At 59.7% G+C, this 15,834-nt stretch carries 12 protein-coding genes and 5 pseudogenes; 4 read left to right on the top strand and 13 right to left on the bottom strand.

What is annotated here, in order from left to right; translation table 11 throughout:
- Positions 1-1,182: 1,182 nt before the first annotated feature.
- Both P3T40_RS22720 and tnpC read right to left on the bottom strand, forming a co-directional pair.
- Positions 1,183-2,310, bottom strand: coding sequence for a molecular chaperone DnaJ (locus P3T40_RS22720; protein WP_429269973.1), 1,128 nt, complete (start codon positions 2,308-2,310; stop codon positions 1,183-1,185).
- Positions 2,311-2,483: 173 nt separating this feature from the next.
- Positions 2,484-3,482 (bottom strand): annotated as a pseudogene (gene tnpC, locus P3T40_RS22725) (IS66 family transposase); the annotation flags it as partial.
- Positions 3,483-3,489: 7 nt separating this feature from the next.
- On the opposite strand from tnpC, the pseudogene P3T40_RS22730 reads away from it, so the two are divergent.
- Positions 3,490-3,978: pseudogene (locus tag P3T40_RS22730) on the top strand (Tn3 family transposase); the annotation flags it as partial.
- Between the two features lie 438 nt (positions 3,979-4,416).
- On the opposite strand, the gene P3T40_RS22735 reads toward P3T40_RS22730, so the two are convergent.
- From P3T40_RS22735 to P3T40_RS22745, 3 genes and pseudogenes are all read right to left on the bottom strand, one after another.
- Positions 4,417-5,319 (bottom strand): YihY/virulence factor BrkB family protein, encoded by a 903-nt coding sequence (locus P3T40_RS22735; RefSeq protein ID WP_429269974.1) that lies wholly within the window; start codon positions 5,317-5,319, stop codon positions 4,417-4,419.
- A gap of 746 nt (positions 5,320-6,065) precedes the next feature.
- Positions 6,066-6,388 (bottom strand): annotated as a pseudogene (locus P3T40_RS22740) (GMC family oxidoreductase); the annotation flags it as partial.
- A 221-nt stretch (positions 6,389-6,609) separates the two neighbouring features.
- Positions 6,610-6,799 (bottom strand): annotated as a pseudogene (locus P3T40_RS22745) (DUF5131 family protein); the annotation flags it as partial.
- A 751-nt stretch (positions 6,800-7,550) separates the two neighbouring features.
- Here P3T40_RS22745 and P3T40_RS22750 point away from each other — a divergent pair.
- Positions 7,551-7,710, top strand: a pseudogene (locus P3T40_RS22750) (tyrosine-type recombinase/integrase); the annotation flags it as partial.
- 63 nt (positions 7,711-7,773) lie between these two features.
- Here P3T40_RS22750 and P3T40_RS22755 read toward each other — a convergent pair.
- The 4 genes from P3T40_RS22755 to P3T40_RS22770 all read right to left on the bottom strand — a co-directional run bounded on the left by P3T40_RS22755 (position 7,774) and on the right by P3T40_RS22770 (position 9,667).
- Entirely contained in the window at positions 7,774-8,337 is a 564-nt protein-coding gene (locus P3T40_RS22755; RefSeq protein WP_429269975.1) for an Hsp20/alpha crystallin family protein, read from the bottom strand.
- A gap of 50 nt (positions 8,338-8,387) precedes the next feature.
- Entirely contained in the window at positions 8,388-8,690 is a 303-nt protein-coding gene (locus tag P3T40_RS22760; RefSeq protein ID WP_429269976.1) for a hypothetical protein, read from the bottom strand.
- A gap of 92 nt (positions 8,691-8,782) precedes the next feature.
- Complete coding sequence (locus P3T40_RS22765; protein WP_429269977.1) at positions 8,783-9,190, bottom strand: Hsp20/alpha crystallin family protein; 408 nt, start codon at positions 9,188-9,190, stop codon at positions 8,783-8,785.
- 24 nt (positions 9,191-9,214) lie between these two features.
- Positions 9,215-9,667: an Hsp20/alpha crystallin family protein gene (locus P3T40_RS22770; RefSeq protein ID WP_429269978.1), complete on the bottom strand. Its 453-nt coding sequence runs from the start codon at positions 9,665-9,667 to the stop codon at positions 9,215-9,217.
- Between the two features lie 242 nt (positions 9,668-9,909).
- Between P3T40_RS22770 and P3T40_RS22775 the strand changes: the two genes are divergently transcribed.
- On the top strand, positions 9,910-10,293 hold the full coding sequence (locus P3T40_RS22775) for a hypothetical protein (protein WP_429269979.1): 384 nt from the start codon (positions 9,910-9,912) through the stop codon (positions 10,291-10,293).
- Between the two features lie 257 nt (positions 10,294-10,550).
- Positions 10,551-10,838, top strand: a complete 288-nt coding sequence (locus P3T40_RS22780) for a hypothetical protein (protein ID WP_429269980.1) — start codon at positions 10,551-10,553, stop codon at positions 10,836-10,838.
- Between the two features lie 665 nt (positions 10,839-11,503).
- Here P3T40_RS22780 and P3T40_RS22785 read toward each other — a convergent pair.
- The 4 genes from P3T40_RS22785 to P3T40_RS22800 form a co-directional block, all read right to left on the bottom strand.
- Positions 11,504-11,944 (bottom strand): hypothetical protein, encoded by a 441-nt coding sequence (locus tag P3T40_RS22785; RefSeq protein WP_429269981.1) that lies wholly within the window; start codon positions 11,942-11,944, stop codon positions 11,504-11,506.
- Between the two features lie 234 nt (positions 11,945-12,178).
- A complete protein-coding gene (locus P3T40_RS22790; protein WP_429269982.1) occupies positions 12,179-12,451 on the bottom strand; it encodes a CsbD family protein in 273 nt (90 codons plus the stop codon).
- Positions 12,452-13,038: 587 nt separating this feature from the next.
- A complete protein-coding gene (locus tag P3T40_RS22795; protein WP_429269983.1) occupies positions 13,039-13,344 on the bottom strand; it encodes a hypothetical protein in 306 nt (101 codons plus the stop codon).
- A 1,051-nt stretch (positions 13,345-14,395) separates the two neighbouring features.
- Positions 14,396-14,986: a BPSL1445 family SYLF domain-containing lipoprotein gene (locus P3T40_RS22800; protein WP_429269984.1), complete on the bottom strand. Its 591-nt coding sequence runs from the start codon at positions 14,984-14,986 to the stop codon at positions 14,396-14,398.
- Positions 14,987-15,834: the final 848 nt, after the last annotated feature.

The following is a 15,834-nucleotide window of genomic DNA, read 5'->3' on the forward strand; positions in this document are numbered from 1 at the left end:
ATGCGTTCTTCAGGCTGCAATTGTTGGTAAGTTCTTTTTTGCATGTGCGCACCTTACACGAGGAAGGTGTTGCACTTCAAATTTGATCGCGCCCAGCGCATTTGACCTTGATTGAGGATCTTTTAAATGGCCTCCTAAACTTTACTGTGCGAACGGGTCGCGCAAAGTATCAAACGGATCTGGACCGGCCGCGCTAACCGATCGCGCCAAAGCAATTAGTCAGCATTCCAAATTTAAACGGAATGCGGCTGCAGTGGACTATGGGCGTTTCTATCGAGCTATGCTCAACGATGGCGTTTGGACTTCCCAACGACAGATCGCGGTCGACTTGGGACTTTCACGAGATATGGTTGCTCGCCGTATTGCGCTCGCACAGGTGCCAGACGAAGTGGCTACTGTTTTCGGGGGGGCCGAGTCTTTATCATTGCGCACAGCAAAGGCTATCGCTTCAATCATGGCAATGATTGGAACGGAGCAAATCAGAGCAAATGCGGCAAAGATCCCGTTTGACGCTAAGCGATCGGTTGCAAAAGCGCTCTTATTTCTCACAACAGGTGTCCTGCCCTCCTAAGCGGCGCCGCGAGGGCCATTCTTGCCGCCCCTGGGATTGCCATAGCGTGGTGACCAGCTCCACGTGATCGATGGTGGGGTCGCTTCGGCCGGGTGGGCGCCAATTGCAGCGACTAGCGTTGTGTGTTGCTCATGCGCGCACCCCAGCTCTGCTTTCGGCGCACGAAGCCAAACCTTGCCAACTGGGACCGTTCACTCGAGCCCGGTTGCCGCTGTGCCAGGGGATCGGAGCGCAACGAATGGAGATGCCCGCACCGCCGTGGCACGCTCACGGTGCAGTGAATGTGGGCAGGCATCCAACAACAATTTTGGCCACTCAGACGGTGCTTCGATCGTCCGATTGAAGGGGCACATGAGACGAACGCGGAATCAGCATCGAATCGCTTCCTCGGGAGCGGTGGCCCGCTACGTTTTGCGTGGACAATTCAGCGAACTCGTGATGACGAACGGGTTGGTTTATTTGCGCCGGCATGCTGTGACACATTCATTGGCGCCTGCGCGTCGGACAAATGCGCATAGGGAACCCTTACGGACGCACCGGCGTCGCCCGTCCCGACATCGTAAGCGGTGTTTTCTCCACACTACGGAAGAAGTATGGGAGCGGAGCTCCCCCTAGAACGGCATATCGTCGAAACGCGGCGTGGCTAAGGACCGTTTCACGAACTTTAGCCAGCCCTTAAGTTGCTTGACGTCATCGAATACGAACAGGTCACGTTCAAGGGCGTGGAGGCTCTCCTGCAGCGAGAAGATATCAGCGGCAAGATTGCGCATGATGGTGCTGGGCGACACATCGATGAAGGGTGGAATTCCGTAGCTGTGCTTGAATCCGTTCTCAACATGCAGGATTTCGTGGTCAAGTTCACCGACCTGTTCCTTCAGAATCTTGTTGTAGTGTTTCAACCGGTCTTCGCCGATGTTGTTGATGGCGCTTTGGTCGATATGTTCCAGCTCCAACTGCAACTCAAGTAATTGCAACAGGCTGTTTTTGCTATAAGCCTGGTTGGCCCTTTGCATCAGAGCGGTCTTCCGATCACGCTCCTGCGGATCGGTTTCGCGGTCGGGATGCAAGGCGCTGGCCAGTTTGCGATAGACCTCGCGGATGGATAAGCTCAGTTCGGCCTGCTCAACTTGTTCTCGTGCCTCTGCTGCGAGTTGCCTGGGCGTCTTTTTTCGTTTGGCGCGGCGCGCTTCCCGAACCTGGTTTTCGAGTGCATCTTGTGCCTGCAGCTGTTCCATTTGCGCATGGGCGCGCTGCAGCACATCCTCGGGCGAACTCATATCAACGTCGTCGCCCAACTCGACCCCGAGCATAGCTTCGAGCGCTGACTTCATGTCATCCAACTCGGCGGCGGCTTCACTGTCATAGTCGGATTCGCTGTATCGGTTGTAAATCGTTTTAAGCTCCGGATCGTCGCTCTGGGCGACCAGCTCACCTGCCAGGTCGCTGATCAAATCTGCAATCGTGCGCAGCTCGGATTTGGTCAGTCCCTTCTGACCGTACGCCTGGTCCAGGCGATGCACGAGCCTGGCCCGCAATTCGATGGAAGTTTGTTCAAGGGGAGCGAACTCGCTTAGATATTTCCGCTGGAAGGCAGGCATTGCAGCCTCCCAGGCACTCAGCCGGGCGCGCCGCTTTTCGATCTGCTTGATCAGCGTGTTGAACGCCTTTTGCCCCTTCGACAGTTGAGACTTGTTATGGTCGGGAGCAATGCTGATGGACCTGAGATTTGTCCTGGTCATGGGATGATTTCCTGGTTGATGCGAGAGCGAGCACCCAGCTATTTTAGCCGAGGTCGCGGTTGCGACGCGCTGGCGTCCGCGCCGCGATAGCGAGCACGCGCACGTTGCCGAACAATGATCGACTTATGCCGGAGCTCGTGGAGAATGCGGACTGGACCCCAGATCGGCGTGCTTCAGGGGTGGGTTGTAGCGAGCTGCACTCGTTTGGCGAAATTAAACGGCAGCAGGTCGCTGATGTCCGCGTCCGATGTCCGTTGTGGCATTTCGGTCAGCACATGATGCAGATAGGCGTAGGGCTCGAAGTTGCAGGCCCGGCACGTCAGCACGAGGCTGTAGACCATGGCACTCGCCTTCGCGCCCGCAACTGTGTCAGAGAAGAGCCACGAATGTCTCGCTGTTGCAAATGGCCTGATGTCTCTCCAGAATGTTATCCACGGGCGCACGCCCATCAATCACGTAGCGGCTTAAATATTCCCATTGGTTTCTCGTGTAGCCGATCGCCTTGCCCAACAGGCTCTCAGGCAGAACCTGGGGCGCCTGCGTATCCAGCCATGTCTTGAGCGCTTCTAGCAACGGCACGCTGTGTTGCTGTCGCAGCCGGTACGCGTAGGGGGCCCGGGTCTGGCCAACGGGCAGTTCTGCCCGAGCAAGCGTCTCGACCTGATGGAGCGCCTTGAAGTACTCAAGCGCCTGCAGCGCGCGACCACCGGCTTTCTTCTTCTGCCCCTTGTGCGCGTCGACGAACAGGCGCCGCGAATGGGCCATGCATCCGAAGTGGGTCACGCCTTCGAGCGTGCGCCAGGCGCTGTAGCCGTCGGTCATCAGCATGCCGTCGCAGCCGGCGAGAAACGCCTGCGGATATTGCTGCCCGCGTCCCGGCTGGTAATCGAACAGCACCACCGGCTGTTCGCTGTCCTGTGCGCTGCGGTACGTCCACATGTATGACTTGCTTTGCGCGCTCTTGCCTTCTTCCTTCAGAACCTGCACCGTCGTCTCGTCGCCGTGAATCAGCGGCTGCGACAACAGTGTCTGACGCATCGCTTCGTACAGCCGGCGATAGTGCAGCTCTGCAGGCCTGATGATCCATTTCGCGAGCGTGCCGCGGCCCCCGGAATGCCCGCACGGGCCAGCGCGTGTTACATCCGGTACAGCGGCGTGCCGTCAATATATTTGCCGGTCGTCACCCGCTTTGGCTCAGCAGCGCGTGGGCAGGCTGTGTATGAAGGTGGCGTTCACATCGGGCGTCTGTTCAGAAGCATTTTTCTGATCGACTATTTCACAAATACCGCATTCAGGACCGAGTTGCAGCATGTGTTGAACCGCGGTGAAGTCGTACACAACGTTCAACGCGCAATCCATATCGGCAAGATTCCCGTTGAACTGGCCCGACATCAGGAATCACTCTCGGCGGTTTCCTCTGCACTGACGCTTCTAGCGAATATCCTGATGGCATGGAACACCACCCACATGCAACGCGTCCTGGGAGAAATACAGGCTGCCACGGGCCAGCCACTGGAATCTGAACAGTTAAGGCGGATCGCGCCGACCCACCTGGAGGGCATCAATCTGCGCGGGACATTCAGCTTCCCGGTGGCGCGGTACGCGCGACGAATCCTTCCAAGTCTCGCGAGTGATCTGCACGCATCGACCGCCAGTCGTCGAGCCTAGGCTGTCGAGTCCTGCCAGTTGAATCAATAATGCAAACGGCGTCTGCATTGTTGGCTTTTCAACACCCTTTTTGGAGCGCACCGGGGTGCTCCCGCCATGACGCAAGTGCGAGTCCCCCAAGCGAGTAGTCAGTAGGTACTTGATTGGAATGAAAATTTATACGGGGCCGCAGGCTGAGCCGCGCCAGGCTTACGTGCCCTTACCGGAAAAATGCACGAAAATCAAAGGCACCCCTGCGCATGGCGACAGGATGAAGGCCGCGAACGGCACGAGAACACGTATGGAAGACCGCGCATCCAATTCCTGCCTGCCGCGCATGAACATGGCAGTGCTGTCGAACCCGCAACAGCGCGGGGTTATGATGCGGCGCGGTGAGCCAGTCGCCGGTCGCCTTCGTGGACGACGACGTCTTCTACCGCGAGCGGCGGCCAAGGCTGTCTAACGCGTGTCAAGTGGCCTTGGTGCCGGGCCTCCCGGCGCGTAGTTCAGGCGTTCGTATTCCGCGATCAATTGCGCGCCGAACAGTAGCAAGGTCGCCAGCGCTTCCAGACTGAACAGCACGACAATAGCCGTTGTCAGCGAGCCGTAGACCACGCTCACCTGCGACAGGGTTGCGAAGTACCAAACCAGCACGCGGCGCGTAATCTCCCACAACGCGGCGGCAGCCACCGCACCCGCCAGTGCGTGATATGGCGTCGTGCGGCCAGCGGGTATCACCAGATAGATCGCGGTCAGGACAAAAATTTCCCCCGCCACGCCCAACAGATAAAGCACGACGCGCGTGGTGCCCGTCAGCGAAACGCTGTGTCCTAAAAGCGTTACCGTGTCGGTAGCGACTGCCTGCAGACTGCTCGACACTAACGTGACAAGCAATACGCCGACCCCTAGCGAGAGGCTGAACAGGTAAGGGAGGATCGCAGACAGCAAAAAATGGCGGCGCCGAACGACGACCCGGTGCACGAAGATGATCGACAGCGCGTTTTCCAGCACGGTGAAAGCCAGCGAACTGAAGAAGACCATCGTGACGACGAGAAACCAGCCGACCACCGAACGATGCGTGAGAAAGTTGTCCAGCTCAACGACGATCGCATCCGATTGGCCTGGCACGAGCCATTCAAGCAAACGCCTCAACGTATCCAGCAGCAATTGCTGGCCGACGAAGTGACTGAACGCAATCGCGACCAGGATGAGTAGTGGCACAATCGAAAGCAACGCGTAGTACGCAATCGCGCCGGCGAGCAGCAATCCCTGATTTTGCCGGAAGGCCTTCACCACCTGGACAACAAATTGCGCTGGGTGAGCGGCGACGAATAATAGTGCGCGGTTATCCATCGTCTTCATGACCTTCTCCGGAGCACAGGTAGGAGTTACTGTGCGAGACCCGTTGCCCAGTCGGAGCGGAAGTATCAGCGCCCGGTGAGCCGTTGCGCTGTCTTCGCAACCCTTACCATCCGCTCATTTCCTATCGATACAGCATCCGCTCTGATTCCAACCCACTGCTCATTGAAACTCAGGCTCTCGGCGGCAGCGCGTTGAAATAAGCGTAGACCTGATGACGCTGAGCAAGCGCCGTGCCGTTTAGCGAAGCGATGGCCGGAAGAGGCAACCTGAACCCTCGCATGCCGTGCGTGGTCCCGATACGTGCCTCCCCTGCAGCAAGCATAAGGTGCTGCGCCGGGTAACAGCAAGGTACGCAGTAGTCCGTTTTCCCTAGCAGGCGGGAACTGCAAGCGGTTTATGACCTGCCGGTCCCCGCATGCGGCGCACCGTTACAGTTCGCAACAATCACGCCGGTTACATTCTCGAATTCGTCGCGCGTCATCATGAACAAAGTGTTGTTGCAACATCGCTGAGCACGCGTCCGACTATGCGCGAAGCGCTGCCCGATCGACGGGATACGACAGCGTGCACGTCCGGAGCATGTCATAGCCGAATTGCGCGCCGGCCAGCGAATACGTCACCACGGGTACTGCTTTAAGGGTTCCTGCATCCTGAACTGGTCTTTGGTGTCGGACATGCGTGGACTCCTCGCGTCGACCGATGGCAGTGCGCAGCATCGCGCGGGCGACGCCCGCATGAACTCAACGGTGCTGATCCTTTTCGGCGGCTAGGGTCACGCGGTTGCGTTCCTGCGGCAACGTTTCGCCGATGATCTTCCGCCCGGCCTGATGGTTGTACTTGTCCATCTCGCCGGCCAACGCATCGCGCCAGAAGCCACGGCCGTTTTGCACGCCTCCCCAGCAGGGTAGGTCCTTACCGGTATCGTTGTAGTTCCAGTGTTTGGTGATCGCAAACGAAGGCGCCCGCTGTACCAGCGGATTTCTTCGTCGAACGTGCCGTAAATGGCCTGATTCGACTGCGCGATGAGATTCTTGCCCACAAGACACAAACTGTTTGCAAGGCCGCGCGGGAGGGCGATCCGGCGAAGGAAAGTGTGGCGGACATGCCGTCCCACGCGTCGCCCGCCAGTTCGCCGCGTTGCATCGATTCGAGGAGCGCCACCTGGCGGGATTTTTCAAGGTTGCCAAACGGCAAAACGTGACGCGCGCGACTCTCGTCACCGAGCGGGGCGGGGCCGGCGCGCCATGCTTGCTGAAGGGGCGGCCCGCATGCTGCGCATTTCGCTGGAGCCGGTTTGCGCCAGTTTGCGGTCGACGTCTGCTCCGCGGCGCGCCCGGTCCCCAGTTGACGGCGCCTCTGCCGCCGAAGCGCGCACTGCGTCTCGGCGTAGCGGTGATCGCAGCCCGGGCCGACCTTCTGGCAAGTTTTTCCCCATGGAGTAAATGTATGGTCGGCATTCGATTTTGCTGTTCCCGCCCATCGCACGTTCCCGACAATTCGGATGGATGCAAACACAACCTTAAGAGATCCTGAAGCTTGACCAAAATCGCCGAACGTCTGGCGGATGACGCCGACGCAAGTCACCATCCTCCAACGAACCGCCATATACAATCGCATCGTTGCTCGTAGAATTATCAGAAGAAAAAAAACATGCTTTGGGAGGGCCGGATGATTTCACATGAGATCGAGACGTACCGCGGATTTCGGGTTCGCATGATTCTCGAAGAGACCCCGACGCACTGGATGTGCGAGGTAACGTTTGAGCGAACGGACAGCCTTGGGCGTCATGACGTTCCCACAGGGTTCGGCAAGGATGCGGATAAGTCCAACGTGAGTGCTCTCAATTTCAGCATTGCAATGCAGTCCGAAGCGCGGACCTTGATCGACTGGTGGTTTGCAAATCGAATTGGTTTAAAGTGCCCCTCCCCTTGATTTTCGGATAGCGGTCAGCTGACAAACGTACAGACGTGCCCTTTTGCGCCCTGGGACGCTAAGGTTTCGTCCGTGCATCGGCGAATTGCAAGTCGCCCCGCGGAGTAGACATTTGCGGGCCACTGGCAGTAGGCAGCGCCCAACGAGTCCCTGTTGGCAGCAAGCGCCAAACACCCGGGGAGCGTTCAAGATTCTCCGGTGGGAGCGCGAGCGCGGCGTGTCCGCCCTGTCCTTCCGCCATGAAGACTCGCCACGCCTGCTGCCGCCGGACAAATCCATGAAGCCGCTCACGCGCGCCGCGCTTCACCGCTGGATCGCGGATGGCCGGTCGGCGCCGATCTTCGTACCGTGCGTGACAACCCGCGCCACGCATCTCTGACGAGCACCAGTGCGTGCCTCCGCACGTCCGTCGAGGAGCGTCACCGGGAGACTGAGGAAAAACATCGCATTGGCCGGTAGCTATCGCCCGCATGGCGGGCTACCCATTCATTCACCTCGCAAGCGCCACGTCGCCGCCCGACGCTAGCCAATATCAATCGTATGGCTCGCGGATTGCGACGCCTCCTGTTTCGGCACGGTCAATGTAAGTACACCCTTGTCGAACTTCGCGAGAGCGTGGTCAGCGTCGGCGTTTTCCGGCATCGGGATCGTCCGCGTGAAGGTCCCGTATGCGCGCTCAAGCCGATAGCAGCCATCTTCCTCGCTGCGCACATCCTGTCTTTTCTCGCCGCGCAACACCAGCGCCCCATCCTCGACGCTGACGTTCAGATCCTCCCTCTCCATACCTGGCAACTCGACAGTCACGCGCAGTATCTTCCCCTCGTCGACCACGTCGATGCGCGGCTGGAAACGCGATGAGCTGAAGTCGCCAAACCATCGTTCCAGCGCCCCCCGGGCTGCAAACGGATCGTGAAAGAAATCCTCCATCGCACGCCACGGATCGCGAGAGAATAGTCGCGGAATGTCAGACAGCCCCACACGCCACGGATCGCTGGCCGACGGACTCTGCGGACTGTCCGCATCGGGCTTGCGCCCTGCACCGCGGAGAAATTTGAAAGGGTTCCACTTTCTCGGGTCGGTGTGCATCTTCTGCTCCTGTATGGTCTGACAGCAGGGCCGGATGTGCGTCATTGCGCTCAACTGCAACGTTTCTCCTGACTTCCCTGGACTGCGCCCCGCGAGCCGCCGCCCTCATTTGGCGTCAGCGCTCGCGAATACACCGGTTGCGGCCAGCCTGACGGCGTGCGCAGGCTGCGCGTAAGCAGCGGCCAGCTACCGCTCTGGGCGTGACGCGGCAGATGCCAGTCGGCTAACAGCTGCGCATTACGCCTGATCCTGGCCAGCGCGATATAGCCGTCAGCGACGGCCAGTCCGCTTGCGGACCCGCGCAGCGGCACGGCCCAGGTGCTGGCCGTGTCCCCGCGCCACCATTCGTGCATGATGTCTGCAGCCGCACGTCCACGAACCGGGCGGTGGCGACCTCGCGGCCGCCACCAGTTTTTCTCCTGCCGTCCTTGATTGTCTTCCGGGCTCAGTTCGCCTGCACCTCGATCCTTCGCGGGCGTGCTTCGTCGCGACGCGGAATCGTCAGTTTCAGCACGCCGTCCTGCAGGTTTGCATCGATCTTCGATGTGTCAAAGTCCGGGCTGAGCGAGAACGCGCGCGCGAAACGCGGTTCACGGATCTCAGCGTGCTGCAGCCGCAGACCGGCGGGTGTCGGCACAACTGCTTCAGCCTCGATATAAAGGTTGCCGTCGTGCACCTTCACGTCGAGTTTGTCCTTTGTGACGCCAGGCAGATCCGCCCACAGCGTGATGCCCTGGCTGTCCTCGAACACGTCGACAGCCGGTGTGAGCGTCATCCGTCGTGCCGGCCGGTCGCCCTCGCGTCGTGTTACTGCTTCCTGGTCGCGTTCAGCAACCTGTGTCCTGTCGTTCATGGCTTGCTCCTCGAATAGCTGGTGTTACTGGACGGTGATAGCTCGCGGCTTCGACGCTTCGCGCTTGCCGACGCTGATCGACAGGCAACCGTTGGTGTAGCGCGCCTGCACCCTGTCAGGGTCCGCATTCTGCGGTAGCTCGATCACACGCCGGAAACTGCCGGCGAACCGCTCCTGTGCATAGATGCGGGGGTCGTCGCGGGTTTTGTCATCGCTTTCACCCTGGGCGGGCTTGCGCTCACCGCTGATTGTCAGCAGGCCCTTGTCGATCGACAGCTCGAGGTCGGCCGGCCTGAGACCGGGCGCGAACGCGACGATTTCGATCGAGTCGTCGGTCGTACCGATATTCACCTGTGGAAAGGCCCCGAAGCGGCCCGAGCGGATGCTGGACGGGAAGCCGCCGAACAGGCCGTCCATCTGGCGCTGCAGACGGTCAAACTCACTGAAGAGGTCAGTTCCGGAAAAGAGATCACTCATCGTATCCTCCTTAAATGCAGCGAGGAGGCGAACGGGCCTACGCGCTCCAGTTCGCCTGCCAGGCCGCTGGCAAACAAATCGAAACACGCAGCGCACCGGATGTGACCGGCGCATCTGCCTGAGCGAAATCAAAGATAGAACTTACCGTGAAAATTTCAAGGGGCGGTGATGAAATCCCGGTCTTGAAAATCGCCTGGCAGATCCTACTATCGCGGTGCATTGGAACCCAACCGGAGGACACCATGGAATTCGATTCGGACTGGCTCACCCTTGGCAGGCACCGCGTCCGGCTGCGCTCGACCAGAGGCTTCCCGACGGAGTCGATGTGTAGCGTGGCGGAGGTCGTGCGGCTCGCGATCGACAACAACATGAGCGCCCGCGCGCGGCTGGTCGAGATCGTCTTCCAGCAGGAACAGACCTTCGATATCGCCGTGGGCACGACCCTGGCGGAAGACCCCGTTTGTGCGCCGCAGCTGGAAGCGGCGATCGCGGTGGTGCTCGGCCTGCTGCCGGATCAGGTGAACATCATCGTGACGACGGTAAGTCAGGAGGAAGTTGACCTGCACTTCGGCGTGTATGAGCGCATGCTGGCCGAGAAACTGGGCGTGGTGCCGCCAATCCAGTGATCATCGGGCGACTGCGCTGAGCCGTGGGGCAGCCTCCTCGAAGAGGGTTACAGGCCACACCCTGGTTGCTTAGCAAACAGGAGATCAAAACGAAGATCGTGTTCATAACAAGCCTTGCGCTTATCACGCCAAAGCCCGCAGCGTGATGCATCAGAACGGGAAAGGTGGCTGACCGGTGTGCTATGAACCGCCTTTGACCTAAACCAGCCAGCCTCCGGGAAACCAGGCTGGTTTGCACGCCGATTAGGAGCGGCATCATGCAAGAACGCTCACAGGCACTGCTGGCCTCGGCTGTCCTGCTGGCCGGCTCAGCGGCTGCTGCGCTGGCTGCCGAGCCGCCCCTGAAAACCCTGCCGTGGCAGCAGGACATCTGGTGCAACGACAGGGTCGTTACCGATATCGTGCTTGGGAAGGCAGGCGTACCGGACCATTTGCTTCTGCTGCCTTATCTGGGGCAGCGGGTCGCGGTGAAGGGACGCGTTATCTGTCCGAACTCCGGCATCAAGTTCACGCCGACGCCGGACTTCGTGTTTCCGATCTACTGACAGCAGTCGCAGGAGCTCCTGGACCGCTAACGAGGTCTGGGACGCGACAGGCAGTCTCCTCCGTTCCGCCGGCGGCGACCTGACGTAATGCCGGCGGTCTTGCTGCATGGGCGAGTGCGGTATCTCAGCAAGGAAGCCGGTAAGGTAAGTGATACGACCCGGAAGCCCATGCCGCCGCTCGCCGGCGGAGCCGTGAGGGCGGTAGTGCCAAGCGCACCGACGGCATCGTCATTATCGATCCGGGCAAGGCACCGGGCCGGGACGGACCGTTGTGGGGTCGTGTGCCTTCGGTCGCTCCCGTCGCAGTCGGCGGAGCTAGATGCCGCCCAGATCCGCGTAGCCTCCACGATACGATCAGTTCGGAGTTACTTGCCGGTGCCGGCGTGGGCCGACCGGCTGGGCCATCACCAGAAAGCGGAACCGGGCGGTGCGCGCTGCAGCGAGGAGTTTCGGCGCGGTGTTCTCTGTCATTTCTCATCGATTCGCGGCCGGCACGGTCAGGAAATGTCATGTACATCATAGTCAGCTCCCTGCGAAGCCGCCGACTACGAGGAAAGCGAGCCCCAGCTCAATCTCTACGATCCCGCCCGCCCGATTCGCCCATCGGAACTAATCGATTGCTGCTCCCACACTTTCTCCCTCCCTTTTGCGGCGGTGAATCAAATTTACCGAATAGCGAAGACATCAACCTTGTATATCGATGGCGCTCTTTCATGGCAGGCGTACTTGACATCGTCGACGAGGTGTTCAGGGACGCGCACCACGCAAGAACCCAAAGAGAACGGGTCCTGATAGATAGTGAATGTCTTGCTTACAGACATCACGATCTCTTGAAGAACCATCGGCGTCCGTGGCGTTACCTTTCTCCCACATTCATTCGTCACCACCAGGAGGATGCGCTTCTCGCCGTCCCAATGGTCGTATTGCTCTTTCGGGACGTCGGACCACTTCCCGTATTGATCGCTATAAGTGTGGTAGATCAATTCATCTCCCGCCCGGTAGCGCACATTGATAGATCCGCTGCGCCGGCGTTCTGGATTCATCATCGTGCAGATCGACACGACAATCACAACGCGCAAAGCCAGCGCGAACAGGCTGTGCCACAAACCGTGGCGACTAGAATCGCTCCGGTTGTGATCGCGCCGCCGACACGTATGACGACTGGCGAGGATGTCGCAGCACCACGCCCAAATTTACCAGGAAGTTTCCTGTTTTCGCAGAGGCAACGGCCGTCATCAGGCTGTACATTTGCCCACCGCTACCTCACGGTTTCGCGTGATATGTCCTTGACGTCGTGACCGCTGCGGCCAACCGGGTCCTGCTGGTCGGCCCTCGCGACTTTATCGGTCGTTGCGCGTGGATCCCCCGGCGCGCCAGATGGCCCCGGCAACAAAGCCCACCGCGGCAACGACTGCCAGCGCGGTGAACGGTTTGGTGACGGCCGTTTCACGAACAATGCCGACGTAGTCGGCGCAAAGCTCCTGCGCCTTGCCGGAAAGCTCCCGAGCCCTTCCTGCCAGTTGCGTCGCGGAGTCGCCGACCAGTGCTCCTGCTGCGCCCTGCACCTTGCCGGCGCCTTCCCGAACTGCACCTTCTGCCTTCTGCGTGTCCATCTCGATACTCCAGTGGTTGAGCGCAAAACTGGCCAGCCGCTACAGCAAGGCGTCGCATGAGGCCGCCGGCGGCCGACCTAAAGCAGCGGCATTAACGCCATCGAGTCTGCGCAAGAACCGGGCCCTACCCGGCGTCGAGCAAAATGCCGCTGCTTCCCCCCGGTACGCAGGGGCAAGGGGGCTTACGCTGGGTCTTGCACGCGCGTGGCGGCGTTGACGCAGCGCACACGAGCGTTGAGTCGCCGTCGCGGGGCGCGCGGCCGGCTCCCGCCATACGAATCCAGACCAAAGTGCATGTTGTATCGGAAGGGATGTCCGCCTTGTCGGCGGCCCTACGCCCGCTCTTTGGATATGCAGCGAATTTTCCCCCGTGGTTCGGGACGAACAGACGATCTGGACTGACTGGGCGAACGCGCGTCGGCGCCTCCGATCGAACAGTTCTCACCGGCATACGAAGCTTTTTGAAGTGGCAGCACCACGCAGGAAGGCAGCTCAGGAGCGGACGCTTCTGGGCGACTCACGCGGGCAGGGGAAGCTTTTTTGCCATAGGAAACGCAAAGCATACGCAAAAGTTTTTCAGTGCTTCCTCAAATCGGCGGGAGATCGTCCATGGACTTTTCGATACTTCCGTCGGGGACATCCGTCTCGATCCCATCGGGACTATTGGTGTGCGCAACGACCCGTATCTTTGGGCCCAGAAACCTTTTACCGCTGAGGGTAAAAATGGACCAGCAAACTTCTCCCGCCCGGATTGCTTTGACCACGTCGCCGACCTCGACTATCCTGGTCGGGGACAGGCAGTCAAGCGTCTTGAGGTCAATGGGAGCCCAGCAAACATGCGTGGTGTGACCACCGGAATCAATGCGTATGCCGTCGATGCCAAACGTAGTCATTTCAGACTCCTTCATCCTGAGTCAGTGTGTACAGCGCAACAGCGAATCTCTCAGGCCGGGTGCGATTGCTCCGATCTATCGTCGCCTGCCCGTATCCTGGACGGAACGCGCACCATGGAATCGATGTACGTATGCGCTCGATTTTCGCCGTACCTGGAAGCCTCTTGCTCGGAAAGAAAGTCGAATTGCTCAGGAAAACTTGCAATGGACTGCTCCGGATGCTCGAGCGATGAAACCCTCCATGACACCCGGTATCGACGCGCAATCCCCCCGATCGCGAATGCGCGTGCGGGGGTGACGTGAACTTCGATGCAGTAGCCGCGATATGGCGCATAAGACTGGATAGACATGGCTTCCTCCGACTACAACACTTGCGCATGGTCACCGAATATGCGCATCACGCGTGCCTAGCGAAAGTAGATCCCCTTCAGCCACAGGCTCCCGGATTCGCTCAAGTGTTCAAGCGTTAGCCATTTGCTCGATCGAGCGCGAACAACCAGTTGCGAGGCGACCAGGCAGGTCGGCGGTTCGTTTCTGGCTTCATCGTCAAGGTTGAAAGAGATCGCCACCACTCAAGCTCCTGCGCACGTACCAACCGGGAACCGCGGACGAAGACGTTTCGCCGCCGAAGCGCGGCAGTCATGAAATCCAGACGTGCTTCACTTCTCGAAACGCGATCAGACGGGACTTTCGCGTCCTTATCGATAAAATGAAAAAACCGGATGCACGGCACAATCGCCCTTCTCTGAGGTTCTAGCCCGCCCTCGGAAGCGCTAGAATTTTGTCGCCGGCGCTCGCGCCGGCTTTTTTTCTCGGAGGGACAGGCATCCTGTCCTATATCCGAACGGCGTTTGAGCGGCTTAATTTCGCGGCCCGACACGGCAGATCCGATCTCAGCGCTTGTCATCCGGTCGCACCAGTTCATGCGGACCGTCCGCACCGCGCTGGTTGATCACTATATTCCGGTGACCGCACGCAACGCAGACGAAGTGAAGCCCACGGCTATCCATTTCAAGATCAATGCCCTCGCCCAGGGCAAATCGAGTGACCGTCAGATCTTCAATCGCGTGATCTTGGTGCCTTCCAGCGAGACGCCGGCCATCAGGCCGGCATTGGTCAGCACGAAGGCCTCTACCGGCGCGGTCGCGGTTGACGTATCGATATTGCCGTTTGCCCCGACCTTAACCGCGGCGACCGTTGCGTCAACCCCGGCTGCCCAGCCTTCGCTGTTGCGGAACCGGTCCAGCGCATCCTGCGTCATGAACAGGAAAATGATCGCCTTGGACTGCGCGCCGAGCTGCAGGCCGAACGAGCCACCGGCGGTGCTGTAGTAGCCGACAGTCTGGCCACCCACGCGCAATGCGCCTTCTCCGTACTGGCCACCGACCCAGAACCCGGCCTGGATGACCGAGGGGAAAACCAGCACGCCGCGGGCTTTCGCGACGAGTTCGCGCGAACCGTCGGCCGATGAATACAGGCGCGCCAGCGTCGTGTCGACGCCCGCGTTAATGGTTCGGCGTTTATCGGTGTTTTCCGAGCTGCCCGACGCGGATTTCGGCGGTGTGGTCGTGCACCCCGCGAGCCCGATCCCGCCGACCGCGAGCGCTGCACCGGTGGTCAAAATGAACTGTCTCCTGCGCATCATTGGTCTCCTTGATATCAGGGTGAAGGGCGGGATTCACACACTTTTCCGTACCGCTGTATCGCGATACGCCCGGCCGGCCACGTGATGCGGAAGTGGAATCCGGCTTGCACACGTGGCACAGCTAGCGCCCTTAAAGTGCTGAGCAAAACGTGTTCCCTGCTTTGCGTTGACGGACAATCGGCGCCCCTCCCAGGCGATGCGGTGTACGCACTCCCGAAGAACTCATCACCGGCAGTAGAACGGATTTATGGAAATGTCGCTCTGGCTACTGCGCGTCGGAAGCGGGGCAATCGTTCCGTCTCAATAGTCGTCGAAATCGTGTATAGATATCTCGAGCCCCGAGCCGCAGACCACATCAGATGTGTCACCGTCGGAACCTCGAAACATCGGTCTGACGCACCATTGCGGTGACAGTTCTGCTCGCAGTCCGAACGAATGAAATCGGCAATTCTCCACAACACACGAGTTCAACACGGCGTGGAAGCGCCTGCAACGCTCTCCTTGAGGGAGACGGGCCCTCGCCCGTTTCGGCGGCGACGCCCGCCTGAACCTCGCGTCGGGAAAAGAAAGAAAAAGAGCGGTTCAGGGCCGCGATCTTCGATCTTCGCTACACTTACACTCTCGCATCGGCCACCGACGACACGCTCTGCAGATTCGTTGCCGATTGGGCAACCCGGACGAGACCGGCCGCAGGATGATGATGCGCTACGTTCCTGGCCAGCAATCGGGCATGATGCCGAGGGAGACGGACACCGTTTGTGAATGCCTGATCCGCTTAAGGCCACGCTGAAGAAGCTGCCGCTTTCGCCGACGGCTTGCAGCTAAATTTCGGAATGCGAGATCAG

The sequence above is a fragment of the Paraburkholderia sp. EB58 genome (assembly GCF_050436665.1).
Classification (GTDB): Bacteria; Pseudomonadota; Gammaproteobacteria; order Burkholderiales; family Burkholderiaceae; genus Paraburkholderia.

Coding starts and splice junctions, on each gene's coding strand:
- P3T40_RS22735 (WP_429269974.1), bottom strand. CDS start 5,319: ATGAAGACGATGGATAACCGCGCACTATTATTCGTCGCCGCTCACCCA.
- P3T40_RS22790 (WP_429269982.1), bottom strand. CDS start 12,451: ATGGACACGCAGAAGGCAGAAGGTGCAGTTCGGGAAGGCGCCGGCAAG.
- P3T40_RS22770 (WP_429269978.1), bottom strand. CDS start 9,667: ATGAGTGATCTCTTTTCCGGAACTGACCTCTTCAGTGAGTTTGACCGT.
- P3T40_RS22755 (WP_429269975.1), bottom strand. CDS start 8,337: ATGCACACCGACCCGAGAAAGTGGAACCCTTTCAAATTTCTCCGCGGT.
- P3T40_RS22795 (WP_429269983.1), bottom strand. CDS start 13,344: ATGACTACGTTTGGCATCGACGGCATACGCATTGATTCCGGTGGTCAC.
- P3T40_RS22720 (WP_429269973.1), bottom strand. CDS start 2,310: ATGACCAGGACAAATCTCAGGTCCATCAGCATTGCTCCCGACCATAAC.
- P3T40_RS22760 (WP_429269976.1), bottom strand. CDS start 8,690: ATGCACGAATGGTGGCGCGGGGACACGGCCAGCACCTGGGCCGTGCCG.
- P3T40_RS22775 (WP_429269979.1), top strand. CDS start 9,910: ATGGAATTCGATTCGGACTGGCTCACCCTTGGCAGGCACCGCGTCCGG.
- P3T40_RS22780 (WP_429269980.1), top strand. CDS start 10,551: ATGCAAGAACGCTCACAGGCACTGCTGGCCTCGGCTGTCCTGCTGGCC.
- P3T40_RS22765 (WP_429269977.1), bottom strand. CDS start 9,190: ATGAACGACAGGACACAGGTTGCTGAACGCGACCAGGAAGCAGTAACA.
- P3T40_RS22800 (WP_429269984.1), bottom strand. CDS start 14,986: ATGCGCAGGAGACAGTTCATTTTGACCACCGGTGCAGCGCTCGCGGTC.